Origin of the sequence: Microbacterium sp. K35, assembly GCF_004794375.1 — a bacterium.
Taxonomy (GTDB): Bacteria; Actinomycetota; Actinomycetes; order Actinomycetales; family Microbacteriaceae; genus Microbacterium; species Microbacterium sufflavum.
In genome coordinates, this window is sequence record NZ_SSDM01000158.1 from 1 (window position 1) to 21,044 (window position 21,044).

Annotated in this window: 32 protein-coding genes; all 32 read left to right on the forward strand. The window is 66.7% G+C overall.

Annotation, left to right across the window (positions count from 1 at the left end):
• Positions 1 to 818 (forward strand): ABC transporter (locus DW299_RS05425; RefSeq protein WP_240745324.1); only part of this gene is annotated, 818 nt, incomplete at its 5' end.
• Positions 819 to 883: 65 nt separating this feature from the next.
• Positions 884 to 1,318: a DUF6121 family protein gene (locus DW299_RS05430; RefSeq protein WP_206252865.1), complete on the forward strand. Its 435-nt coding sequence runs from the start codon at positions 884 to 886 to the stop codon at positions 1,316 to 1,318.
• Between the two features lie 49 nt (positions 1,319 to 1,367).
• Positions 1,368 to 2,015, forward strand: coding sequence for a spermidine/putrescine ABC transporter substrate-binding protein (locus tag DW299_RS05435; protein WP_205812819.1), 648 nt, complete (start codon positions 1,368 to 1,370; stop codon positions 2,013 to 2,015).
• A gap of 217 nt (positions 2,016 to 2,232) precedes the next feature.
• Positions 2,233 to 2,601 (forward strand): 30S ribosomal protein S12, encoded by a 369-nt coding sequence (rpsL, locus tag DW299_RS05440; RefSeq protein WP_013584051.1) that lies wholly within the window; start codon positions 2,233 to 2,235, stop codon positions 2,599 to 2,601.
• Positions 2,602 to 2,606: 5 nt separating this feature from the next.
• Entirely contained in the window at positions 2,607 to 3,077 is a 471-nt protein-coding gene (rpsG, locus tag DW299_RS05445) for a 30S ribosomal protein S7 (protein ID WP_017201608.1), read from the forward strand.
• A gap of 87 nt (positions 3,078 to 3,164) precedes the next feature.
• Complete coding sequence (gene fusA, locus DW299_RS05450) at positions 3,165 to 5,279, forward strand: elongation factor G (RefSeq protein WP_136028870.1); 2,115 nt, start codon at positions 3,165 to 3,167, stop codon at positions 5,277 to 5,279.
• 148 nt (positions 5,280 to 5,427) lie between these two features.
• Complete coding sequence (tuf, locus tag DW299_RS05455; RefSeq protein ID WP_136028873.1) at positions 5,428 to 6,618, forward strand: elongation factor Tu; 1,191 nt, start codon at positions 5,428 to 5,430, stop codon at positions 6,616 to 6,618.
• 154 nt (positions 6,619 to 6,772) lie between these two features.
• On the forward strand, positions 6,773 to 6,985 hold the full coding sequence (locus DW299_RS05460) for a hypothetical protein (protein ID WP_105723378.1): 213 nt from the start codon (positions 6,773 to 6,775) through the stop codon (positions 6,983 to 6,985).
• An 841-nt stretch (positions 6,986 to 7,826) separates the two neighbouring features.
• Positions 7,827 to 8,135: a 30S ribosomal protein S10 gene (rpsJ, locus tag DW299_RS05465; protein WP_017201594.1), complete on the forward strand. Its 309-nt coding sequence runs from the start codon at positions 7,827 to 7,829 to the stop codon at positions 8,133 to 8,135.
• An 8-nt stretch (positions 8,136 to 8,143) separates the two neighbouring features.
• A complete protein-coding gene (rplC, locus tag DW299_RS05470; RefSeq protein ID WP_136028875.1) occupies positions 8,144 to 8,803 on the forward strand; it encodes a 50S ribosomal protein L3 in 660 nt (219 codons plus the stop codon).
• A gap of 2 nt (positions 8,804 to 8,805) precedes the next feature.
• Positions 8,806 to 9,468, forward strand: coding sequence for a 50S ribosomal protein L4 (gene rplD / locus DW299_RS05475; protein ID WP_136028877.1), 663 nt, complete (start codon positions 8,806 to 8,808; stop codon positions 9,466 to 9,468).
• Positions 9,465 to 9,788 carry a 50S ribosomal protein L23 gene (gene rplW / locus DW299_RS05480; RefSeq protein WP_025102406.1) on the forward strand — a complete coding sequence of 108 codons (324 nt, stop codon included), beginning with the start codon at positions 9,465 to 9,467 and terminating at the stop codon, positions 9,786 to 9,788. The genes rplD and rplW overlap by 4 nt, the downstream gene beginning before the upstream one ends.
• A 20-nt stretch (positions 9,789 to 9,808) precedes the next feature.
• Positions 9,809 to 10,648, forward strand: coding sequence for a 50S ribosomal protein L2 (gene rplB / locus DW299_RS05485; RefSeq protein ID WP_136028879.1), 840 nt, complete (start codon positions 9,809 to 9,811; stop codon positions 10,646 to 10,648).
• 12 nt (positions 10,649 to 10,660) lie between these two features.
• The gene (rpsS, locus tag DW299_RS05490) at positions 10,661 to 10,942 is read left to right on the forward strand and encodes a 30S ribosomal protein S19 (protein ID WP_017201589.1); all 282 of its coding nucleotides are present in this window, start codon (positions 10,661 to 10,663) and stop codon (positions 10,940 to 10,942) included.
• A gap of 25 nt (positions 10,943 to 10,967) precedes the next feature.
• Positions 10,968 to 11,366, forward strand: a complete 399-nt coding sequence (rplV, locus tag DW299_RS05495) for a 50S ribosomal protein L22 (protein ID WP_025102404.1) — start codon at positions 10,968 to 10,970, stop codon at positions 11,364 to 11,366.
• Positions 11,366 to 12,118 (forward strand): 30S ribosomal protein S3, encoded by a 753-nt coding sequence (rpsC, locus tag DW299_RS05500; RefSeq protein ID WP_025102403.1) that lies wholly within the window; start codon positions 11,366 to 11,368, stop codon positions 12,116 to 12,118. The genes rplV and rpsC overlap by 1 nt, the downstream gene beginning before the upstream one ends.
• Positions 12,118 to 12,537 carry a 50S ribosomal protein L16 gene (rplP, locus tag DW299_RS05505; RefSeq protein ID WP_025102402.1) on the forward strand — a complete coding sequence of 140 codons (420 nt, stop codon included), beginning with the start codon at positions 12,118 to 12,120 and terminating at the stop codon, positions 12,535 to 12,537. Before rpsC ends, rplP begins: the two co-directional genes overlap by 1 nt.
• Positions 12,537 to 12,854: a 50S ribosomal protein L29 gene (gene rpmC / locus DW299_RS19615; protein ID WP_067121112.1), complete on the forward strand. Its 318-nt coding sequence runs from the start codon at positions 12,537 to 12,539 to the stop codon at positions 12,852 to 12,854. The genes rplP and rpmC overlap by 1 nt, the downstream gene beginning before the upstream one ends.
• Entirely contained in the window at positions 12,854 to 13,171 is a 318-nt protein-coding gene (gene rpsQ, locus DW299_RS05515; protein WP_136028883.1) for a 30S ribosomal protein S17, read from the forward strand. The genes rpmC and rpsQ overlap by 1 nt, the downstream gene beginning before the upstream one ends.
• Positions 13,168 to 13,536, forward strand: coding sequence for a 50S ribosomal protein L14 (gene rplN / locus DW299_RS05520; protein ID WP_102191664.1), 369 nt, complete (start codon positions 13,168 to 13,170; stop codon positions 13,534 to 13,536). Before rpsQ ends, rplN begins: the two co-directional genes overlap by 4 nt.
• Positions 13,537 to 13,538: 2 nt before the next feature.
• Positions 13,539 to 13,898, forward strand: a complete 360-nt coding sequence (rplX, locus tag DW299_RS05525) for a 50S ribosomal protein L24 (RefSeq protein WP_136028885.1) — start codon at positions 13,539 to 13,541, stop codon at positions 13,896 to 13,898.
• Entirely contained in the window at positions 13,898 to 14,488 is a 591-nt protein-coding gene (rplE, locus tag DW299_RS05530; RefSeq protein ID WP_136028887.1) for a 50S ribosomal protein L5, read from the forward strand. The genes rplX and rplE overlap by 1 nt, the downstream gene beginning before the upstream one ends.
• Before the next feature lie 133 nt (positions 14,489 to 14,621).
• Complete coding sequence (rpsH, locus tag DW299_RS05535) at positions 14,622 to 15,020, forward strand: 30S ribosomal protein S8 (protein ID WP_136028890.1); 399 nt, start codon at positions 14,622 to 14,624, stop codon at positions 15,018 to 15,020.
• Positions 15,021 to 15,026: 6 nt separating this feature from the next.
• A complete protein-coding gene (rplF, locus tag DW299_RS05540; RefSeq protein WP_136035976.1) occupies positions 15,027 to 15,563 on the forward strand; it encodes a 50S ribosomal protein L6 in 537 nt (178 codons plus the stop codon).
• Positions 15,564 to 15,565: 2 nt separating this feature from the next.
• Positions 15,566 to 15,925 carry a 50S ribosomal protein L18 gene (rplR, locus tag DW299_RS05545; protein WP_136028894.1) on the forward strand — a complete coding sequence of 120 codons (360 nt, stop codon included), beginning with the start codon at positions 15,566 to 15,568 and terminating at the stop codon, positions 15,923 to 15,925.
• Positions 15,926 to 15,945: 20 nt separating this feature from the next.
• The gene (gene rpsE, locus DW299_RS05550) at positions 15,946 to 16,620 is read left to right on the forward strand and encodes a 30S ribosomal protein S5 (RefSeq protein ID WP_200838869.1); all 675 of its coding nucleotides are present in this window, start codon (positions 15,946 to 15,948) and stop codon (positions 16,618 to 16,620) included.
• Entirely contained in the window at positions 16,620 to 16,805 is a 186-nt protein-coding gene (gene rpmD, locus DW299_RS05555; protein ID WP_067121122.1) for a 50S ribosomal protein L30, read from the forward strand. The genes rpsE and rpmD overlap by 1 nt, the downstream gene beginning before the upstream one ends.
• Positions 16,805 to 17,440, forward strand: coding sequence for a 50S ribosomal protein L15 (gene rplO, locus DW299_RS05560; protein ID WP_136028896.1), 636 nt, complete (start codon positions 16,805 to 16,807; stop codon positions 17,438 to 17,440). Before rpmD ends, rplO begins: the two co-directional genes overlap by 1 nt.
• A 152-nt stretch (positions 17,441 to 17,592) precedes the next feature.
• Positions 17,593 to 18,915: a preprotein translocase subunit SecY gene (gene secY, locus DW299_RS05565; RefSeq protein ID WP_136028899.1), complete on the forward strand. Its 1,323-nt coding sequence runs from the start codon at positions 17,593 to 17,595 to the stop codon at positions 18,913 to 18,915.
• Positions 18,912 to 19,517, forward strand: a complete 606-nt coding sequence (locus DW299_RS05570) for an adenylate kinase (protein WP_136035977.1) — start codon at positions 18,912 to 18,914, stop codon at positions 19,515 to 19,517. Before secY ends, DW299_RS05570 begins: the two co-directional genes overlap by 4 nt.
• Position 19,518: 1 nt before the next feature.
• On the forward strand, positions 19,519 to 20,370 hold the full coding sequence (map, locus tag DW299_RS05575; RefSeq protein WP_136035978.1) for a type I methionyl aminopeptidase: 852 nt from the start codon (positions 19,519 to 19,521) through the stop codon (positions 20,368 to 20,370).
• Positions 20,370 to 21,041 (forward strand): DsbA family protein, encoded by a 672-nt coding sequence (locus DW299_RS05580; RefSeq protein ID WP_136028904.1) that lies wholly within the window; start codon positions 20,370 to 20,372, stop codon positions 21,039 to 21,041. Before map ends, DW299_RS05580 begins: the two co-directional genes overlap by 1 nt.
• Positions 21,042 to 21,044: the final 3 nt, after the last annotated feature.

Consider the following 21,044-nt stretch of genomic DNA (forward strand, 5'->3'; position numbering starts at 1 on the left):
ACGACCGCGGTGCCGAGCGCCTTCCCGCTGACCGGTTCGCGGGCGACCGCCCGGATGACCGCGTCGCGGACGACCGTCGCGACGCCGATGCGACCGCGGCCTTCCCGACTCCCGGGGCGGCCTCCTGGTCGCCGCGTCACGAGGAGTCGTCCATGGCGGACACGGCATACGCCCCGCACGCCGACGACGCCGACACGCGCATCGTCCCGTCGGAGCCGTACGTCGGGACAGCCGGCGCCGCCGCTGCTCAGCCTCAGCCGATCTTCGTGCAGGCTCCCGAGCCGCCGCGCGACCGTGGCAACCGTGGAACGGCCGGGGCGATCGGCCTTCTGGCGACGGTCGCCTTCGCGATCCTGTACCTCGGTACCGCGGTCGGGCTGCGCGCCATCGCCGGAGATGTCACGGGCGAGAACATCGGCGACGCCTTCCTGGCGCCGCTGCTCACGTGGGGCTACTGGACGCCCGTCGTCGTGTTCTTCCTCGGCTTCTGGCTCCTCGGTGCGATCATCAACCGCGGCCGCTGGGGCCTCTGGGTGGTGTTCGGCATCATCGTCGGGCTCATCGCGTACGCGGGACACATCCTGGGACAGCTGTTCGAGGCGCCGTTCTGGAAGCTCACCGCTTCGCAGGGCCTGGAGCTCGCGGGGGAGCAGCTGCTCGCCCCGCTCGCCATCGCTGCCTTCGTGTTCGCCAGGGAGCTGACCATCTGGTTCGGTGCCTGGGTGGCCCGCAGCGGCGCCCGCAAGACGGAGCTGAACGCCGAGGCGCAGCGCGAGTACGAGCGCACCCTCGAAGCCGGCCCGACGCTGGCGAGGTAGTCACGCACGCCACCACGCCGAACCCCCGCGGGCCCGAGTCCGCGGGGGTTTCGCCTGTCCTCGCGGTGGTGCTCGCCTCCATCGGGTTCTTCGCGCTGTCGGTGTTCGGGCTGGGCGCGCTGAGCGTGGCGACGGATCGGGACATCATCGCGGTGGAGGGCCTCGGCCAGGTGCCGGGTGTGGTGGGCATGATCCTGGCGGTGGTCGCGTTCGCTCTGTCGCTCGGCGCGACGCTGCGGCGCCGGCGTCCGTCGTTCGGCTCCGCGCTGGTGATCGCACTCCTCACCGCGCTGGTCCATCTCGCGACGCTGTGGATTGCGGTGCTGGCTGCCGCAGAGAGCCTCATCATCGCGACGGCCGTCGCGGGAGACCTCGTCCGGGGCGGCGCTAGCGCGGTGGTCCTGGTGGCGGCGGCGATCGCGGGCTGGAGCGGTATCGCCCTCCGTCGGACCCGCAGCGAACGTCCGCGATGGCCCTGGGAGCACGACGAGGGGGAGTGACCCCCCGCAAATCCGCGCGGGGAGCGGTGACGCGCCGTACGCTGGTGTCGTGGAGCGCTCACTGGAGACGCAGGTGGACCAGGCCGTCGAGGCGTGGCTGCGCTGGGTGCCGCGCTGGGAGCCGGCCACCCACCGCGGCCGGGTCGCGCCGTGCCGTCGCTGTCTCGGTTCGCCCATCCTCGCCGCGGCCGGGATCGCGGGCGACACACCCCACGGGGTGCAGCACGGGCTGTCGACGCGCATCAAGACGATCGTCGACCACGCGGTCGCGGACTACACGGCCCGCAACCTTCCGATGCTCCAGCGCGAGCTCGACAGCCAAGCGGCCAGGAACAGAGCACGCAGCTACCGCCCGACCGAGGACCTGGCTCCCGAGTTCGAGGGCCTGCCGCTCGACCCGGAGCCGGTTCCTGGCGCACCGTTCCTGTTCACGATCGCCGGTCTCGCCGACGACTCCGCGGCGGAGCTCCCGCCGCTGCCGCCCCTGTCGGAGGAGGCGAAGATCGCGCTACGGCAGGAAGTGGCCCTCGCCGACGAGTACGCGAACCTCATCGGCCGCGAGATCTGCGGCCTGCTGCTGCGCCACCGCGTCTCCATTCAGGCGGCGGTGTCCCAGCACGTCGAACCGCAGATCGAAGCCATGCTCGCCGAACTCACGGAGTCGCTCGACTCCCCGTTCGGCCCCGACGTGAGCTGAGGCGGCGCCGGTCGCCCTCATTTGACCGCGTTGGTTACGCGGCATTACACTTGATCAGGTGTGTGCACGTCCTGACGTGCGCGCTGGGCGTCGGCCCCATGCCGGTCCGCCCCCACGGCATACCCACCACACCAAAAGCTCGCCGGTTCCGGCGTGCCGGTGGGTCATGATGTGAAACCCATCACGCTGTCACCGTGCAGCACTATGAGGAGAGAACGTGCCAACCATTCAGCAGTTGGTTCGCAAGGGTCGCTCGCCCAAGGTCTCGAAGACCAAGGCGCCGGCGCTCAAGTCGAACCCGCAGCAGGCCGGGGTCTGCACCCGCGTCTACACCACCACCCCGAAGAAGCCGAACTCGGCGATGCGCAAGGTCGCCCGTGTGAAGCTCCGCAACGGGACCGAGGTCACCGCGTACATCCCCGGTGAGGGCCACAACCTGCAGGAGCACTCGCTGGTGCTCGTCCGCGGCGGTCGCGTGAAGGACCTCCCCGGTGTGCGTTACAAGATCGTCCGTGGCGCCCTGGACACCCAGGCCGTCAAGAACCGTAAGCAGGCTCGTTCCCGCTACGGCGCGAAGAAGGGTTGAGTTAGATGCCTCGTAAGGGTCCCGCCCCGAAGCGCCCCGTCGTCAACGACCCGGTCTACGGCGCACCGATCGTCACCTCGCTGGTGAACAAGATCCTCGTCGACGGCAAGAAGTCGCTGGCCGAGTCGATCGTCTACGGCGCCCTCCGCGGCGTCGAGGCGAAGAACGGTCAGGACGCCGTCGCCACGCTCAAGAAGGCGCTCGACAACGTGCGCCCCACGCTCGAGGTCCGCAGCCGCCGCGTCGGTGGCTCGACCTACCAGGTTCCGGTCGAGGTCAAGCCGCACCGCGCGAACACCCTCGCGCTGCGCTGGCTCGTGAGCTACGCGAAGGGTCGTCGTGAGAAGACGATGACCGAGCGTCTCCAGAACGAGATCCTGGACGCGTCGAACGGCCTCGGTGCCGCGGTCAAGCGCCGCGAGGACACCCACAAGATGGCCGAGTCGAACCGCGCGTTCGCTCACTACCGCTGGTAATCAGCTCGGCCCGTCCCTCGGCCACCCGCCGAGGGACGGGCACCCCCTCTTCGCAGTACGACTGCTCCAAAAGATAAGGACACTCCTGTGGCACAAGACGTGCTCACGGACCTGAGCAAGGTCCGCAACATCGGCATCATGGCGCACATCGATGCCGGCAAGACCACGACGACCGAGCGCATCCTGTTCTACACGGGCGTCAACCACAAGCTCGGCGAGACGCACGACGGCGCCTCGACCACCGACTGGATGGAGCAGGAGAAGGAGCGCGGCATCACGATCACGTCTGCCGCCGTGACCTGCTTCTGGAACAAGAACCAGATCAACATCATCGACACCCCCGGTCACGTGGACTTCACGGTCGAGGTGGAGCGCTCGCTCCGCGTCCTCGACGGTGCGGTCGCCGTGTTCGACGGCAAGGAGGGCGTGGAGCCCCAGTCCGAGACCGTGTGGCGTCAGGCCGACAAGTACAACGTCCCCCGCATCTGCTTCGTCAACAAGATGGACAAGCTCGGCGCGGACTTCTACTTCACGGTCGACACGATCATCAACCGCCTCGGTGCCAAGCCGCTCGTGCTGCAGCTCCCGATCGGTGCCGAGAACGACTTCGTCGGCGTCATCGACCTCGTGGAGATGCGCGCACTGGTGTGGCCCGGCGACGCCAAGGGTGACGTGACCATGGGCGCCTCGTACGAGGTGCAGGAGATCCCGGCCGACCTCAAGGACAAGGCCGAGGAGTACCGCCAGCAGCTGCTGGAGACGGTCGCGGAGACCGACGAGGAGCTTCTCGAGAAGTTCTTCGGCGGCGAGGAGCTGACGGTCGCAGAGATCAAGGGCGCCATCCGCAAGATGGTCATCGCCAGCGAGATCTACCCGGTGCTCTGCGGCTCGGCGTTCAAGAACCGCGGCGTGCAGCCGATGCTGGACGCCGTCGTCGACTACCTCCCGTCCCCGCTGGACGTGCCCGCCATCGAGGCGCACGACCCGAAGGACGAGGAGAAGATCATCGAGCGTCACCCTGACGCGAAGGACCCGTTCGCGGCCCTGGCCTTCAAGGTCGCCGTGCACCCGTTCTTCGGTCGCCTGACGTACGTGCGCGTCTACTCGGGTGAGCTCGAGTCGGGCGCTCAGGTCATCAACTCGACCAAGGGCAAGAAGGAGCGCATCGGGAAGATCTTCCAGATGCACGCCAACAAGGAGAACCCGGTCGACAAGCTGACCGCCGGCAACATCTACGCCGTGATCGGACTGAAGGACACCACCACCGGTGACACCCTGGCCGACCCGCAGCAGCCGGTCGTGCTCGAGTCGATGACGTTCCCCGAGCCGGTGATCGAGGTCGCCATCGAGCCGAAGACCAAGGCCGACCAGGAGAAGCTGGGTCTCGCCATCCAGAAGCTCGCTGAGGAGGACCCGACCTTCCGCACGGAGCTCAACCCCGAGACCGGTCAGACGACCATCAAGGGCATGGGCGAGCTGCACCTCGACATCCTCGTCGACCGCATGAAGCGCGAGTTCCGCGTCGAGGCGAACGTCGGCAAGCCGCAGGTGGCGTACCGCGAGACGATCCGCAAGGCCGTCGAGAAGCACGACTACACGCACAAGAAGCAGACCGGTGGTTCGGGTCAGTTCGCCAAGATCCAGTTCAACATCGAGCCGCTCGAGCTCGACGGCGAGAAGACGTACGAGTTCGTGAACGCGGTCACGGGTGGCCGCATCCCGCGCGAGTACATCGGCTCGATCGACGCCGGTTTCCAGGACGCGATGAACGTCGGTGTCCTGGCGGGCTACCCGATGGTGGGCGTCAAGGCGACCATCGTCGACGGTGCGGCACACGACGTCGACTCCTCGGAGATGGCGTTCAAGATCGCGGGCTCCATGGGCTTCAAGGAGGCCGCGCGTCGTGCCAACCCCGTGCTGCTCGAGCCGCTGATGGCCGTCGAGGTCCGTACTCCCGAGGAGTACATGGGCGACGTCATCGGTGACCTGAACTCGCGTCGTGGCCAGATCCAGTCGATGGAGGACGCCGCCGGCGTCAAGGTCGTGCGCGCTGCGGTGCCGCTGTCCGAGATGTTCGGCTACATCGGCGACCTGCGTTCCAAGACCTCCGGTCGCGCCGTCTACTCGATGGAGTTCGACAGCTACGCCGAGGTCCCGCGCGCGGTGGCCGACGAGATCGTCCAGAAGGCCAAGGGCGAGTAACACTTCCTGGGAACAGAGCCCGCCGCTCTGTTCCCAGGTCACCTACAACTTCACATTCCCTCTCTACTAAACTGAGAACCTAACCCGTAGAGAACCGGTCGCAAACCAGTGCCCGGCACCTCTACAACGACGTCCTGAGGAGGACCCAGTGGCTAAGGCCAAGTTCGAGCGGACCAAGCCGCACGTCAACATCGGAACGATCGGTCACGTCGACCACGGCAAGACCACGCTCTCCGCAGCGATCTCGAAGGTGCTTGCTGACAAGTACCCGTCCGACACGAACGTGCAGCGTGACTTCGCTTCCATCGACTCGGCGCCGGAAGAGCGCCAGCGTGGTATCACGATCAACATCTCGCACATCGAGTACGAGACCCCGAAGCGCCACTACGCGCACGTCGACGCTCCCGGCCACGCCGACTACGTCAAGAACATGATCACGGGTGCGGCTCAGATGGACGGCGCGATCCTCGTGGTCGCCGCCACCGACGGCCCGATGGCCCAGACGCGCGAGCACGTGCTGCTCGCCAAGCAGGTCGGCGTTCCCTACCTGCTGGTCGCGCTGAACAAGTCGGACGCGGTCGACGACGAGGAGATCCTGGAGCTCGTCGAGCTCGAGGTCCGCGAGCTGCTCGCCGGCCAGGGCTTCGACGAGGACGCTCCAGTCGTCCGCGTCTCCGCTCTCAAGGCTCTCGAGGGCGACGAGAAGTGGACCCAGGCGATCCTGGACCTGATGCAGGCTGTCGACGACAGCGTTCCGGACCCGGAGCGTGACCGTGACAAGCCCTTCCTCATGCCCGTCGAGGACGTCTTCACGATCACCGGTCGTGGCACCGTCGTCACGGGTCGCGCCGAGCGTGGCACGCTGGCCATCAACTCCGAGGTCGAGATCGTGGGTCTGCGTCCGACGCAGAAGACGACCGTCACCGGTATCGAGATGTTCCACAAGCAGCTCGACGAGGCCTGGGCCGGCGAGAACTGTGGTCTGCTCCTCCGCGGCACCAAGCGCGAGGACGTGGAGCGTGGCCAGGTCATCGTGAAGCCGGGTTCGGTTACGCCGCACACCGACTTCGAGGGCACCGCGTACATCCTGTCCAAGGACGAGGGTGGCCGCCATAACCCCTTCTACACGAACTACCGCCCGCAGTTCTACTTCCGCACCACGGACGTCACCGGCGTCATCTCGCTGCCCGAGGGCACCGAGATGGTCATGCCCGGCGACACCACCGACATGACGGTCGAGCTGATCCAGCCGATCGCCATGGAGGAGGGCCTCGGCTTCGCCATCCGTGAGGGTGGTCGTACGGTCGGCGCCGGTACGGTGACGAAGATCATCAAGTAAGCATCTGCTTCCTCGCAAAGGGGTCGGACCTTCGGGTCCGGCCTCTTTGTCGTTTTCCACGCTCTAATCGGGCTTCCGCGGGCGGGGGAGGGCATGCACAATGAGTGTGTCCGGTCTCATCGGCCGGACACACACACCTCCGAAGGGGAGCCACATGGGTATCGACGACGCCGTGAACAAGGGCAAGGACCTGTACGAGCAGAACAAGGACAAGATCGCCGAGGCCGTCAAGAGCGAGCAGGCCGAGGACATCAGCGACAAGGTGCTCGACGGTGTCGCCGACTTCGCCAAGAAGATCGCTCCCGGTGCGGCCGACAAGATCGACGAGATCCGTGACAGCGCGGACAAGGCGGTCGGCAACGAGTAGCCCGAGATCGTTCACGAGCGGCGCTTCCTCCGAGGGGCGCCGCTCTTCTCGTACCCGGACGCTCTGGAATCTCGGCACGCGCGAGCGCGAACTGGCGAACTGACGGAGAGATCGAGTAGGATGATGCAGACCGCCTGGGGATCTTGCGGTCGGGGAAACCGAAGGGGTTCGGTTTCCTGAAGCACGCGGTTCTACCGCGTTCACACTGGGGAAAACGATCTTGGGGATCATCGTGCGACGCGCGCACTCTTTGCGCCAGAGCGTCTCCCCGCCTGCGCGGCGGGTCTTCCGCCGTGCCCTCGGTCGAGGCGTCCGGCGTCCCTTCACGCTGGGCACCTCGCGTTCGGTGTGCCCCCTCGCACTGAACGCCCTCCCCAAGCGGGGCGAGGCATGGGGATGCCTCGCCCCGCGCTCCACTCGGGCCTGAGACGAGCTGCAGACCCCCGCCGAAGAGGGCGGACACGAGGCGCGACACGCCCGGGTTTGCAGAAGTGAAATCGCCCGTGGCAGAATAGACAGGTTCGATATTCCGTCGCCGCTGTGCGTGCGCCGGATCACTGCCAGGGCAGTGCATAGACGGTGCCTCTTCGGAAGCACAGGGTTCTAGGCCGCGGGCAGCAGAACACAATCCCGACACCTTCATCTCGAGGGCATCGCCGTGCGCGGCGAGGGTCGGGCATCCGTTCGCCTCCGGGCGTCCGGCTGACAGCAGAACAGTGGTGCAGCAGATCGGTTCGCAGAGCCGTTCTCGTGCCGAGGCGCAATCCGCGCCGACGTGCGTCCAATGCCCCAGGGCCACCCGGTCCAGGACGGTACGACGCTTATAGAGAGAGAGCAGACAATGGCGGGACAGAAGATCCGCATTCGCCTGAAGTCGTATGACCACGAGGTCATCGACACGTCCGCACGCAAGATCGTCGACACCGTGACCCGTGCGGGCGCGACCGTCGTCGGACCCGTGCCCCTTCCGACCGAGAAGAACGTCGTGTGCGTCATCCGGTCGCCCCACAAGTACAAGGACAGCCGCGAGCACTTCGAGATGCGCACCCACAAGCGTCTGATCGACATCGTCGACCCGACGCCCAAGGCCGTCGACTCGCTGATGCGCCTCGACCTGCCGGCCGACGTCAACATCGAGATCAAGCTCTGAGGTTCGACATGGCTGACATCAACTCCAAGGTTTCCAAGGGCATGCTGGGCACGAAGCTCGGCATGACCCAGGTGTGGAACGAGAACGGCAAGCTCGTTCCCGTCACCGTCATCGAGCTCGCGCCGAACGTGGTCACGCAGATCCGTACGCCCGAGAAGGACGGCTACAACGCCGTGCAGATCGCGTACGGCCAGATCGACCCCCGCAAGGTGAACAAGCCCCTCTCGGCTCACTTCGAGGCAGCCGGCGTCACGCCGCGTCGCCACGTGACCGAGATCCGCACGGCCGACGCCGCCGACTACTCGCTGGGCCAGGAGCTCACGGTGGACGGCACGTTCGAGGCCGGCCAGCTCGTCGACGTCGTCGGCACGAGCAAGGGCAAGGGCACCGCCGGTGTCATGAAGCGCCACAACTTCAAGGGCGTCTCCGCCTCGCACGGTGCGCACCGCAACCACCGCAAGCCCGGTTCGATCGGCGCCTCGTCGACCCCGAGCCGTGTCTTCAAGGGCATGCGCATGGCCGGCCGTATGGGTGGCGAGCGCGTGACCGTCCTTAACCTCACGGTGCACGCCATCGACATCGAGAAGGGTCTGATGCTCGTCAAGGGCGCCGTCCCCGGTGCTCGTGGCCGCATCGTCTACGTCCGCAACGCAGTGAAGGGTGCCTGATCATGGCTGACTCCACTCTCGCGCTCGACGTCCTCAAGGCAGACGGCAAGAAGGCTGGCTCGGTCGAGCTTCCCGCCGCTCTGTTCGACGTCAAGACGAACATCCCGCTCATCCACCAGGTCGTCGTCGCGCAGCTCGCGGCGGCTCGCCAGGGCACGCACTCGACCAAGCGTCGTGGCGAGGTCTCCGGCGCCGGCCGCAAGCCCTTCAAGCAGAAGGGCACGGGTAACGCCCGTCAGGGCTCGATCCGCGCGCCGCACATGACCGGCGGTGGCATCGTCCATGGCCCGAAGCCGCGTGACTACTCGCAGCGCACGCCCAAGAAGATGATCGCGGCCGCCCTCCTCGGCGCGCTCAGCGACCGCTTCCGCGGCGACCGCCTGCACGCGATCGACACGTTCGGCACCGACGGTGCTCCGTCGACCAAGGCCGCCGCGGGCTTCCTCGCCCAGGTCGCCACGTCGAAGAACGTGCTCGTGGTCATCGAGCGCGGCGACGAGCTCGCGCTCAAGAGCCTGCGCAACCTCGGCAACGTGCACCTGCTGTCGTTCGACCAGCTCAACGCCTACGACGTTCTCGTCTCCGACGACATCGTCTTCACCCAGGCCGCGCTCGAGGGCTTCATCGCCTCCAAGTCCGGCGCCAACCAGGAGGTCTCCGCATGAGCGAGCAGGCATCTGTTCTCCAGACGGCCCTGAACAAGGACCCGCGCGACATCATCCTGAAGCCGGTCGTGTCCGAGAAGAGCTACGGGCTCATCGACGAGGGTAAGTACACCTTCCTCGTCGACCCGCGCGCTTCGAAGACCGAGATCAAGCTCGCCATCGAGAAGATCTTCGGTGTCAAGGTCGCGTCGGTCAACACGATCAACCGCGTCGGCAAGGCCCGTCGCACCCGCTTCGGCACGGGCAAGCGCAAGGACACCAAGCGCGCCATCGTGAGCCTGAAGTCGGGCACCATCGACATCTTCACGGCAATCGGCTGATCCGGGGGATAAGGACAATCATGGCTATTCGCAAGTACAAGCCCACGACCCCGGGCCGTCGCGGCTCGTCGGTGGCTGACTTCGCCGAGATCACCCGATCGACGCCGGAGAAGTCGCTGCTGCGCCCGCTCTCGAAGACCGGTGGTCGGAACAACCAGGGCCGCATCACGACCCGTCACATCGGTGGTGGCCACAAGCGCCAGTACCGCGTCATCGACTTCCGTCGCAATGACAAGGACGGCGTGAACGCCCGTGTCGCTCACATCGAGTACGACCCCAACCGCACCGCGCGCATCGCGCTCCTGCACTACTTCGACGGCGAGAAGCGCTACATCCTCGCGCCGGCGAAGCTGAACCAGGGCGACATCGTCGAGTCGGGCCCCGCGGCGGACATCAAGCCGGGAAACAACCTCCCGCTGAAGAACATCCCCACGGGTACCGTCATCCACGCCATCGAGCTCCGCCCCGGCGGCGGCGCGAAGATGGCGCGCTCGGCCGGTGCATCCGTCCGCCTCGTGGCGAAGGACGGCCCCTACGCCCAGCTGCGTCTGCCCTCCGGCGAGATCCGCAACGTCGATGCGCGCTGCCGCGCGACCATCGGCGAGGTCGGCAACGCCGAGCAGTCGAACATCAACTGGGGCAAGGCCGGCCGTATGCGCTGGAAGGGCGTCCGCCCGACCGTCCGTGGTGTCGCGATGAACCCGGTCGACCACCCGCACGGTGGTGGTGAGGGCAAGACGTCCGGTGGTCGTCACCCGGTCTCCCCGTGGGGTCAGGCCGAGGGTCGCACCCGTCACGCCAACAAGGAAAGCGACAAGTACATCGTGCGTCGTCGCAACGCCGGCAAGAAGCGCAAGTAGGAGTAAGAGAAGATGCCTCGCAGTCTTAAGAAGGGCCCCTTCGTCGACGAGCACCTGCTTCGCAAGGTGGTCGTGCAGAACGAAGCCGGCACCAAGAACGTCATCAAGACCTGGTCCCGTCGGTCCATGATCATCCCGGCCATGCTGGGTCACACGATCGCGGTCCACGACGGACGCAAGCACATCCCCGTGTTCGTGTCCGAGACCATGGTCGGTCACAAGCTGGGCGAGTTCGCGCCCACCCGCACCTTCCGCGGCCACGAGAAGGACGACAAGAAGGGCCGTCGCCGCTGACGCGGGGACGATAGAGGAGAGAGAAATGGTGGAGTCCATCGCACGCGTGCGACACATCCGCGTGACCCCTCAGAAGGCTCGTCGTGTCGTCGCGCTCATCAAGGGCAAGCAGGCCCAGGAAGCTCTCGCGATCCTGAAGTTCGCGCAGCAGAGCGCCAGTGAGCCGATCTACAAGCTTGTCGCGTCGGCCATGGCCAACGCGCAGGTCAAGGCGGATCGTGACGGCGAGTACCTCGACGAGCAGGACCTGTACGTGAAGAACGCGTACGTGGACGAGGGCACGACGCTCAAGCGTTTCCAGCCCCGTGCACAGGGTCGCGCTTTCCAGATCAAGAAGCGCACGAGCCACATCACGGTCGTGCTCTCGACGCCGGAGGCGGCTCCTGCCGCGGCCGGCGACAGCAACAAGAAGGCGAGCAAGTAATGGGACAGAAGGTCAACCCGTACGGCTTCCGCCTCGGCATCACCACGGACCACGTGTCGCGCTGGTTCTCCGACTCGACGAAGCCGGGTCAGCGTTACGCCGACTACGTGGCCGAGGACATCAAGATCCGTCGCCTGCTGCAGACGCAGCTCGACCGTGCCGGCGTCTCGAACATCGAGATCGAGCGCACCCGTGACCGTGTCCGCGTCGACATCCACACCGCCCGCCCGGGCATCGTGATCGGTCGTCGTGGTGCAGAGGCCGAGCGCATCCGCGGCGACCTCGAGAAGCTCACGGGCAAGCAGATCCAGCTGAACATCCTCGAAGTCAAGAACCCCGAGGCCGACGCTCAGCTGGTCGCGCAGGGCATCGCCGAGCAGCTCTCTGCTCGTGTGGCGTTCCGTCGCGCGATGCGCAAGGGTCTGCAGGGCGCTCAGCGCGCCGGCGCCAAGGGCATCCGCATCCAGGTCTCGGGCCGTCTCGGCGGCGCTGAGATGAGCCGCTCGGAGTTCTACCGCGAGGGTCGTGTGCCGCTGCACACGCTGCGCGCGAACATCGACTACGGCTTCTACGAGGCCAAGACCACCTTCGGCCGCATCGGCGTGAAGGTGTGGATCTACAAGGGCGACCTCACCGCCAAGGAGCTCGCACGCGAGCAGGCCAACGCGCCGAAGTCGCGCCGCGACGACCGTGGTGACCGCCGCCGTGCCCCGCGCAACGAGGCACCTGTTGCAGAAGGAGCTTCGGCATAATGCTCATCCCCCGTAAGGTCAAGTACCGCAAGCAGCACCACCCGGGTCGCTCGGGTCAGGCCACCGGCGGCACGAAGGTCTCCTTCGGCGAGTTCGGCATCCAGGCCCTCACGCCCGCGTACGTGACGAACCGTCAGATCGAGTCCGCTCGTATCGCGATGACCCGTCACATCAAGCGTGGCGGCAAGGTGTGGATCAACATCTACCCGGACCGTCCGCTCACGAAGAAGCCGGCCGAGACCCGCATGGGTTCCGGTAAGGGTTCCCCCGAGTGGTGGGTCGCCAACGTCAAGCCGGGCCGTGTCCTCTTCGAGGTCGCGGGTGTCGACGAGCAGCTCGCTCGCGAGGCACTGACCCGTGCAATCCACAAGCTGCCGCTCAAGGCACGCATCATCAAGCGCGAGGAGGGCGACGCGTAATGGCGATCGGCACCAAGGAGCTCGCTCCGGCAGAGCTCGACACGTTCGAAGACCAGCGCCTCGTTGAGGAGCTGCGCAAGGCCAAGGAGGAGCTGTTCAACCTCCGTTTCCAGTCGGCCACCGGCCAGCTGGAGAGCCACGGCCGCATCCGCGCCGTCAAGCGCGACATCGCGCGCCTGTACACCGTGATCCGCGAGCGTGAGCTGGGCATCCGTGCGACGCCCGCTCCGGTCGAGGCTCCCGCGAAGAAGGCGACCAAGTCGAAGGCGAAGAAGGCGGACGCCGCCGACGACGCCGTGAAGGAAGAGGCTGAGTGATGGCCACCAAGAAGGAAGCTGCCGTCGAGGTTGAGCACGCCGCTCACGACGTGCGCGACGCGGACGCCCGCGGGTACCGCAAGGCCCGTCGCGGCTACGTCGTCAGCGACAAGATGGACAAGACCATCGTCGTCGAGGTGGAGGACCGCGTGAAGCACCCGCTTTACGGCAAGGTCATCCGCCGCACGTCGAAGGTCAAGGCGCACGATGAGGCGAACACCGCCGGCATCGGCGACCTGGTCCTGATCAACGAGACCCGCCCGCTGAGCGCCACGAAGCGCTGGCGCCTGGTGGAGATTCTGGAGAAGGCCAAGTGATTCAGCAGGAGTCCCGACTCAAGGTCGCCGACAACACCGGCGCCAAGGAGCTGCTCACGATCCGCGTTCTCGGTGGTTCGCGCCGCCGCTACGCGGGCCTGGGCGACACCATCGTCGCGACCGTCAAGGACGCGATCCCCGGTGGCAACGTCAAGAAGGGCGACGTCGTCAAGGCGGTCATCGTCCGCACCAAGAAGGAGGTCCGTCGTCCGGACGGCTCCTACATCAAGTTCGACGAGAACGCCGCCGTCATCCTGAAGAACGACGGGGAGCCCCGCGGCACCCGTATCTTCGGCCCGGTCGGCCGTGAGCTTCGCGACAAGAAGTTCATGAAGATCGTCTCGCTGGCACCGGAGGTCATCTGATCATGGCGAAGATCAAGAAGGGCGACCTGGTTCAGGTCATCTCGGGCGCCAAGCCCGAGCGTGGTGGCGACCGCGGCAAGCAGGGCAAGGTGCTCGACATCCTCGTCGAGCAGAACCGTGTCGTCGTCGAGGGCGTCAACTACGTCACCAAGCACACGCGCGTCGGTCAGACGCAGCGTGGCACCAAGACGGGTGGCCTCGAGACCGTCGAGGCGCCCATCCACATCTCGAACGTCGCACTCGTCGACCCCTCGACCAAGAAGCCGACCAAGGTCGGCCACCGGGTCGAGGAGCAGACCAAGGACGGCGTCAAGCGCACCGTCCGCGTGCGGTACGCGAAGAAGAGCGGTAAGGACCTCTGATGGCAACGACCGACGCTGCGGTGGCTGGCAAGATCCAGCCCCGCCTGAAGGCGAAGTACAACGCCGAGATCAAGAAGGCTCTGCAGGACGAGTTCGGCTACTCGAACGTCATGCAGATCCCCGGCCTGGTCAAGGTGGTCGTGAACACCGGTGTCGGCGAGGCGGCTCGCGACAGCAAGGTGATCGATGGTGCGGTCGAGGACCTCACCCGCATCACCGGTCAGAAGCCGATCGTCACGAAGGCTCGCAAGTCGATCGCGCAGTTCAAGCTGCGTGAGGGACAGGCCATCGGCGCGCACGTCACCCTCCGCGGTGACCGCGCGTGGGAGTTCGTGGACCGTCTGGTGTCGCTCGCTCTGCCCCGCATCCGCGACTTCCGCGGTCTGTCGGCCAAGCAGTTCGACGGCAACGGCAACTACACGTTCGGTCTCCAGGAGCAGAGCGTGTTCCACGAGATCGATCAGGACAAGATCGACCGCGTCCGGGGCTTCGACATCACCGTCGTGACCTCGGCGAAGACGGACGACGAGGGCCGCGCGCTTCTGCGTCACCTCGGCTTCCCGTTCCGCGCGGACGACGCTCAGGCGTAACACCGTCGACGGGCTCAGTGGTCTCGTGTCACTGAGCCCGTTGATGTGCACGTACAATTGAAGATTGCGTGCTCATCGCAGGCCGTCTGTCGTGTAACGGCAGCCGGAACCTCATGAACGAAAGTAGACAACCATGACAATGACAGACCCGGTCGCAGACATGCTGACCCGTCTGCGCAACGCGAACTCGGCGCACCACGACTCCGTGACCCTGCCGTCGAGCAAGCTCAAGACGCACATCGCGGAGATCCTCCAGCAGGAGGGCTACATCGCCGGTTGGGAGACGTCCGACGCGCGCGTGGGCAAGAACCTCACGCTGACGCTGAAGTACGGCCCGAACCGCGAGCGCTCCATCGCGGGCATCAAGCGCGTATCGAAGCCCGGCCTTCGCGTGTACGCGAAGTCCACCGAGATCCCCACGGTCCTCGGCGGCCTCGGCGTGGCCATCCTGTCCACCTCCTCCGGTCTCCTCACGGACCGCCAGGCTGAGCAGAAGGGCGTGGGCGGAGAAGTTCTCGCCTACGTGTGGTAATCCGAAATGTCGCGTATTGGACGACTTCCCATCGACGTTCCCGCGGGCGTGACCGTTTCGGTCGACGGCCGTGAGGTCGCGGTGAAGGGCCCCAAGGGTGAGCTCACCCTCACGGTGGCCAGCCCCATCGAGGTGTCGGTCGAGGAGAACCAGGTTCTCGTCACCCGCCCCGACGACGAGCGCGAGTCCCGGTCGCTTCACGGCCTGACCCGCACGCTCATCAACAACAACATCATCGGCGTGACCCAGGGCTACTCCAAGGGTCTCGAGGTCGTCGGCACCGGTTACCGCGTGCAGCAGAAGGGCGGCTCGGTCGAGTTCGCCCTCGGCTTCTCGCACCCGGTCCTGATCGACCCGCCCGCCGGCATCACGCTCACGGTCGAGGGCACGAACAAGCTCACCGTCAGCGGGATCGACAAGCAGGCCGTCGGTGAGGCGGCTGCGAACATCCGCAAGATCCGCAAGCCCGAGCCGTACAAGGGCAAGGGTGTGCGCTACGCCGGCGAGGTCGTGCGTCGCAAGGCCGGAAAGGCTGGTAAGTAACCATGGCTGTGAAGTCGAAGTCCGACGCCCGCGCGCGTCGTCACGCCCGTCTTCGCAAGAAGATCGTGGGCACCGAGGCGCGTCCGCGTCTCGTCGTCAACCGTTCGGCGCGTCACGTCTTCGTGCAGCTCGTCGACGACAGCAAGGGTCACACGGTCGCGTCGGCATCGACGCTCGAGACCGACCTGCGCTCGCTCGAGGGCGACAAGACCGCCAAGGCTCGCAAGGTCGGCGAGCTGCTCGCCGAGCGTGCGAAGGCTGCCGGCGTTTCCGAGGCTGTGTTCGACCGTGGCGGCAACCGCTACGCGGGTCGTGTCGCCGCCATCGCCGACGGCGCCCGTGAAGGGGGTCTGGCACTGTGAGTGACAACAAGGAGAACGAAGTGACCGAAGCGGCAGCTGCCACTTCCGAGACGGCCGCCGGCACCACGCAGGCTGAGCCGACTCGTGACCAGCGGGACGGCCGCCGCGGCGGACGTGACCGCAACCAGGGCGGCCGCGACCGCAACTCGCGCGACCGCGGCGACAACCAGTTCCTGGAGCGCGTCGTCACCATCAACCGCGTCTCGAAGGTCGTGAAGGGTGGTCGTCGCTTCAGCTTCACCGCTCTCGTGGTCGTCGGTGACGGCAACGGTCTGGTGGGCGTCGGCTACGGCAAGGCCCGCGAGGTCCCCCTGGCGATCTCGAAGGGTGTCGAAGAGGCCAAGCGCAACTTCTTCCGCGTGCCCCGCGTCGGCAGCACCATCCCGCACCCCGTGCAGGGTGAGTCGGCCGCCGGTGTCGTGCTGCTGCGTCCGGCCGCTGCCGGTACCGGTGTGATCGCCGGTGGTCCGGTCCGCGCCGTGCTCGAGTGCGCTGGTATCCACGACGTGCTGTCCAAGTCGCTCGGCTCGTCGAACACGATCAACATCGTGCACGCGACGGTCACCGCCCTGAAGGAGCTCGAGGAGCCCCGCGCCGTCGCCGCACGTCGTGGTCTCGAGTTCGACCAGGTCGCCCCGGCGCGTCTCGTCCGCGCCGAGGCCGAGGCCATCGCCGCACAGAAGGTAGGTGCCTGATGGCCGCGCGACTCAAGGTCACGCAGATCAAGTCCAAGGTGAGCGAGAAGCAGAACCAGCGCGACACGCTGCGCAGCCTCGGTCTGAAGCGGATCGGTGACAGCACCGTCCGCCCCGACGACGCGCAGACGCGCGGCTACGTCAAGACCGTCGCCCACCTCGTCAAGGTTGAGGAGATCGACTAATGGCTGAGAAGAACGACGCCGCCGTCGAGGCCGAGAAGGCCCCGAAGAAGGCTGCCGCTCCCAAGGCTGCTGCTGAGAAGAAGCCCGCTGCGAAGAAGGCGCCGGCCAAGACGGCCGCCTCCGACGCGAAGGCCGACGCCGCCGCGAAGCCGGCTGCGAAGAAGGCCGCGCCGAAGAAGGACGCTCCCGCGTCCCGCCCCGGCGTGCTCAAGGTGCACCACCTGCGTCCTGTCCCCGGCGCCAACACCGCCAAGACCCGTGTGGGTCGCGGTGAGGGCTCGAAGGGCAAGACCGCCGGTCGCGGCACGAAGGGCACGAAGGCCCGCAACACCGTGCGCGTCGGCTTCGAGGGTGGGCAGATGCCGCTGCACATGCGCACCCCGAAGCTGCGCGGGTTCAAGAACCCGTTCCGCGTCGAGTACCAGGTCGTCAACCTGGAGAAGCTCGCGGAGCTCTACCCCCAGGGCGGCGACGTGACCGTCAGCGACCTGGTGGCCAAGGGAGCGGTCCGCAAGAACGAGAAGGTCAAGGTTCTCGGCAACGGCGACATCGCCGTGAAGCTCACCGTCGCGGTCGACAAGGTCTCGGGTTCCGCCGAGCAGAAGATCGTGGCTGCGGGCGGATCCGTCAAGTAACCACCGCAGAAGAGGGGTCGGAGATTCTCCGGCCCCTCTTCTGATTCGGCAGGCGGGCACGCGGCGACGCCGCAATCGCAGACCTCGGAGTGAGTTACCCTGGTCTTTCAGCCGTCCTTCAGGGATCGGCAACCTTTTCAGGAGGAACGTCCTTGTTTAGCGCCATCGCGCGGATCTTCCGCACGCCCGACCTGCGTCGGAAGATCGGTTTCACGCTCGCCATCATCGCGATCTACCGACTCGGCTCGAACGTCCCCGCGCCGTTCGTGAACTTCCCGAACGTCGAGGAGTGCCTCGCGGCCAACACCGGCACCGAGGGCCTGCTCGGACTGGTCAACCTCTTCTCCGGCGGCGCGCTGCTGCAGCTGTCGATCTTCGCCCTCGGCGTGATGCCGTACATCACCGCGACGATCATCACGCAGCTCCTCCGCGTCGTCATCCCGCACTTCGAGGCGCTGCACAAGGAGGGTCAGGCCGGACAGGCGAAGCTGACCCAGTACACGCGGTACCTCACGATCGCGCTCGCGCTGCTGCAGTCGACGACGCTCGTCACGGTCGCCCGCAGCGGTCAGCTGTTCGGCGCGACCGACATCGCGGCCTGCCAGCAGCTGCTCACGAACGACGTGTGGTGGGCGCAGCTGCTCATCATCATGGCGATGACCGCCGGTACCGGCCTCATCATGTGGTTCGCGGAGCTCGTGACCGAGCGCGGCATCGGCAACGGCATGTCGCTGCTGATCTTCACCTCGATCGCCGCCACCTTCCCGGGCGCCATGAGCATCATCTGGCAGACGAAGGGCTTCGAGATCTTCCTGCTCGTGCTCGTGGTCGGCATCATCGTGATGGGCCTGGTGGTGTTCGTCGAACAGTCGCAGCGCCGCATCCCGGTGCAGTACGCCAAGCGGATGGTGGGCCGGCGCACGTACGGCGGCACGAACACGTACATCCCGATCAAGGTGAACATGGCGGGTGTGATCCCCGTGATCTTCGCGTCGTCGCTGCTGTACATCCCCGCGCTGATCGCGCAGTTCAACACCCCGCAGGACGGCTCGACGCCGCCCGCCTGGGTGAGCTGGGTCACGGCGAACTTCACGAGCGGCAACAGCCCGATCTACATGATCGCCTACTTCCTGCTGATCATCGGGTTCACCTACTTCTACGTCGCGATCACGTTCAACCCGGTCGAGGTCGCCGACAACATGAAGAAGTACGGCGGCTTCATCCCCGGCATTCGCGCGGGTCGCCCGACGGCCGAGTACCTCGACTACGTGCTCACCCGCATCACGCTGCCCGGCTCGCTCTACCTGGGTCTGATCGCGCTGATCCCGCTGATCGCCCTCGCCACGGTCGGTGCCAACCAGAACTTCCCGTTCGGTGGCGCGTCGATCCTCATCATCGTCGGCGTCGGACTGGAGACGGTCAAGCAGATCGACGCCCAGCTGCAGCAGCGACACTACGAAGGGCTTCTCCGATGACAGCATCCGCACGTCTTCTCATCGTCGGTCCGCAGGGTTCCGGCAAGGGCACGCAGGGTGTGCGCATCGCCGAGACCTACGGCATCCCGGTCGTCTCGACCGGAGACATCTTCCGCGCGAACATCAAGGAGGGGACGGCACTCGGCCAGCAGGTCACGGCCATCCTCGACAAGGGCGACCTCGTGCCGGACGAGCTGACGAGCGAGATCGTGCGCGACCGGCTGAGCCAGGAGGATGCCGCGAACGGCTTCCTGCTCGACGGCTACCCCCGGAACACGGCTCAGGTCGAGCACCTCGACGCGTTCCTGGAGGGCCGGGGGGAGGCGCTCGACGCCGTGATCCTGCTCGACGTCCCGCGCGAGGAGAGCATCGCGCGTCTCGCGCTCCGTGCCGCGGAGCAGGGGCGCTCGGACGACACGGACGAGGCCATCGCACACCGCCTGGACATCTACGAGAACGAGACGGCCCCGATCATCGAGGTCTACAGCGCGCGCGGGATCGTCGACCGCATCGACGGTGTCGGCTCGCTCGAGGAGATCACCGAGCGCATCGCTGCAGCACTCTCCGCGAGGGGTCTGCGCTCCGCGGCCTCCGCAGCCTGAGATGTTCCGCCGCTCGATCTACAAGACCCCGGCGCAGTTGCGCGCCATGGTCGAGCCCGGGCTGATCACGGCCGCGGCACTCGATGCCGTCCGTCCCCTCATCAGGGCGGGCGTGAAGACCATCGAGCTCGACGCCGCAGCCAACCGCGCGATCCGCCAGCGCGGGGCCGAGTCGAACTTCCAGCTCGTGCGCGGCTATCACCACACGATCTGCGTGTCGGTGAACGAGCAGGTGGTCCACGGCATCCCGGGGGAGCGCGTGCTCGAGCCCGGCGACATCGTGTCGGTGGACTGCGGCGCCCAGTACGAGGGATGGAACGGCGACAGCGCGATCACGGTCGTCGTCCCCGACGCGGAGCGTCCGGAGCTCGTGGCCCGTCGCGAGGAGCTCTCGCGCGTGACCGAGGGGTCGATGTGGGCGGGCATCGCCGCGATGGCCACCGCGACCTCGATCGACGAGATCGGCGCCGCGATCCAGGACTACATCGAGGCGCAAGGGCCGTCGGTGGTGTCGGGGGAGCCGTACGGCATCCTCCGCGAGTACGTCGGCCACGGGATCGGCCGCAAGATGCACGAGGCCCCGAGCGTGTTCAACTACCGCACGCCCGACCGCGGCGCCGACGTGAAGCCCGGGCTCGTGCTGGCGATCGAGCCGATGGTCACCGCCGGCGGCGAGGCCACGTTCATCGAGGACGACGACTGGACCGTGACCACCGTCGACGGCACTGACGGCTCACATTGGGAACATAGCGTCGCCCGACATGATGGTGGCATATGGGTGCTCACCGCGCCCGATGGCGGAAGAGCCGGACTCGCCCCGTTCGGGGTCGAGCCTCGAGAGATCGGAAAGTAATGGCAGCGGCGAAGAGCAACACCAACTGGTTCGCGATCGGCATCTCCATCGCCGTCGTCGTGGTCCTGGTCGCGATCGGTGGACTCGTGGTGTTCCTCAACAACCAGGCCACGTCGCCAGGAGCCGTGCCGAGCGCCAGCAAGAACTTCGACCCCGAGGCCGGTTCGATCAGCAAGGGCGACGGCAAGGACACCGTCGCGGTGTTCCTCGACTTCCAGTGCCCGGCGTGCAAGGCCTTCGAGGACCAGTTCGGTGCGCAGCTGGAGGAGAAGGCGGCGAGCGGGGAGATCACGCTCGTGAACCACCCCATCGCGATCCTCGACCGCTTCTCGCAGGGCACCGAGTACTCGTCGCGTTCGGCCGGGGCGGCGTTCTGCGTCGCGGAGTCCGACGCCGACCTCTACTTCGACTACGCGAAGGTGCTGTTCGAGAACCAGCCGACGGAGAACACCGCGGGTCTGACCACCGACCAGCTGGCCGAGTTCGCGAAGCAGGTGGGTGCGGACGACGACGTCGTCTCGTGCATCACCGACGAGACCTATCGCAAGTTCGGCGCCGCCCAGGCGAAGAAGAACGACATCAAGGGCACCCCGACCGTGGAGATCAACGGCGAGCGGCTCGACCTGCAGAATCAGGCCGACATGAAGAAGCTCACCGACCTCCTGAGCTGAGTG

Excerpts from the sequence above, each read along its gene's own strand:
- map (WP_136035978.1), top strand. The coding sequence starts at position 19,519 with ATGTTCCGCCGCTCGATCTACAAGACCCCGGCGCAGTTGCGCGCCATG.
- rplD (WP_136028877.1), top strand. The coding sequence starts at position 8,806 with ATGGCTGACTCCACTCTCGCGCTCGACGTCCTCAAGGCAGACGGCAAG.
- rpsJ (WP_017201594.1), top strand. The coding sequence starts at position 7,827 with ATGGCGGGACAGAAGATCCGCATTCGCCTGAAGTCGTATGACCACGAG.
- rplV (WP_025102404.1), top strand. The coding sequence starts at position 10,968 with ATGGTGGAGTCCATCGCACGCGTGCGACACATCCGCGTGACCCCTCAG.
- rpsH (WP_136028890.1), top strand. The coding sequence starts at position 14,622 with ATGACAATGACAGACCCGGTCGCAGACATGCTGACCCGTCTGCGCAAC.
- rpmD (WP_067121122.1), top strand. The coding sequence starts at position 16,620 with ATGGCCGCGCGACTCAAGGTCACGCAGATCAAGTCCAAGGTGAGCGAG.
- DW299_RS05580 (WP_136028904.1), top strand. The coding sequence starts at position 20,370 with ATGGCAGCGGCGAAGAGCAACACCAACTGGTTCGCGATCGGCATCTCC.
- rpsS (WP_017201589.1), top strand. The coding sequence starts at position 10,661 with ATGCCTCGCAGTCTTAAGAAGGGCCCCTTCGTCGACGAGCACCTGCTT.
- rpsC (WP_025102403.1), top strand. The coding sequence starts at position 11,366 with ATGGGACAGAAGGTCAACCCGTACGGCTTCCGCCTCGGCATCACCACG.
- rplO (WP_136028896.1), top strand. The coding sequence starts at position 16,805 with ATGGCTGAGAAGAACGACGCCGCCGTCGAGGCCGAGAAGGCCCCGAAG.
- DW299_RS05570 (WP_136035977.1), top strand. The coding sequence starts at position 18,912 with ATGACAGCATCCGCACGTCTTCTCATCGTCGGTCCGCAGGGTTCCGGC.
- rplC (WP_136028875.1), top strand. The coding sequence starts at position 8,144 with ATGGCTGACATCAACTCCAAGGTTTCCAAGGGCATGCTGGGCACGAAG.
- rplW (WP_025102406.1), top strand. The coding sequence starts at position 9,465 with ATGAGCGAGCAGGCATCTGTTCTCCAGACGGCCCTGAACAAGGACCCG.
- rplX (WP_136028885.1), top strand. The coding sequence starts at position 13,539 with ATGGCGAAGATCAAGAAGGGCGACCTGGTTCAGGTCATCTCGGGCGCC.
- rplE (WP_136028887.1), top strand. The coding sequence starts at position 13,898 with ATGGCAACGACCGACGCTGCGGTGGCTGGCAAGATCCAGCCCCGCCTG.
- rplB (WP_136028879.1), top strand. The coding sequence starts at position 9,809 with ATGGCTATTCGCAAGTACAAGCCCACGACCCCGGGCCGTCGCGGCTCG.
- rpmC (WP_067121112.1), top strand. The coding sequence starts at position 12,537 with ATGGCGATCGGCACCAAGGAGCTCGCTCCGGCAGAGCTCGACACGTTC.
- rplF (WP_136035976.1), top strand. The coding sequence starts at position 15,027 with ATGTCGCGTATTGGACGACTTCCCATCGACGTTCCCGCGGGCGTGACC.
- rpsG (WP_017201608.1), top strand. The coding sequence starts at position 2,607 with ATGCCTCGTAAGGGTCCCGCCCCGAAGCGCCCCGTCGTCAACGACCCG.
- rplR (WP_136028894.1), top strand. The coding sequence starts at position 15,566 with ATGGCTGTGAAGTCGAAGTCCGACGCCCGCGCGCGTCGTCACGCCCGT.
- rpsQ (WP_136028883.1), top strand. The coding sequence starts at position 12,854 with ATGGCCACCAAGAAGGAAGCTGCCGTCGAGGTTGAGCACGCCGCTCAC.
- rplP (WP_025102402.1), top strand. The coding sequence starts at position 12,118 with ATGCTCATCCCCCGTAAGGTCAAGTACCGCAAGCAGCACCACCCGGGT.
- DW299_RS05460 (WP_105723378.1), top strand. The coding sequence starts at position 6,773 with ATGGGTATCGACGACGCCGTGAACAAGGGCAAGGACCTGTACGAGCAG.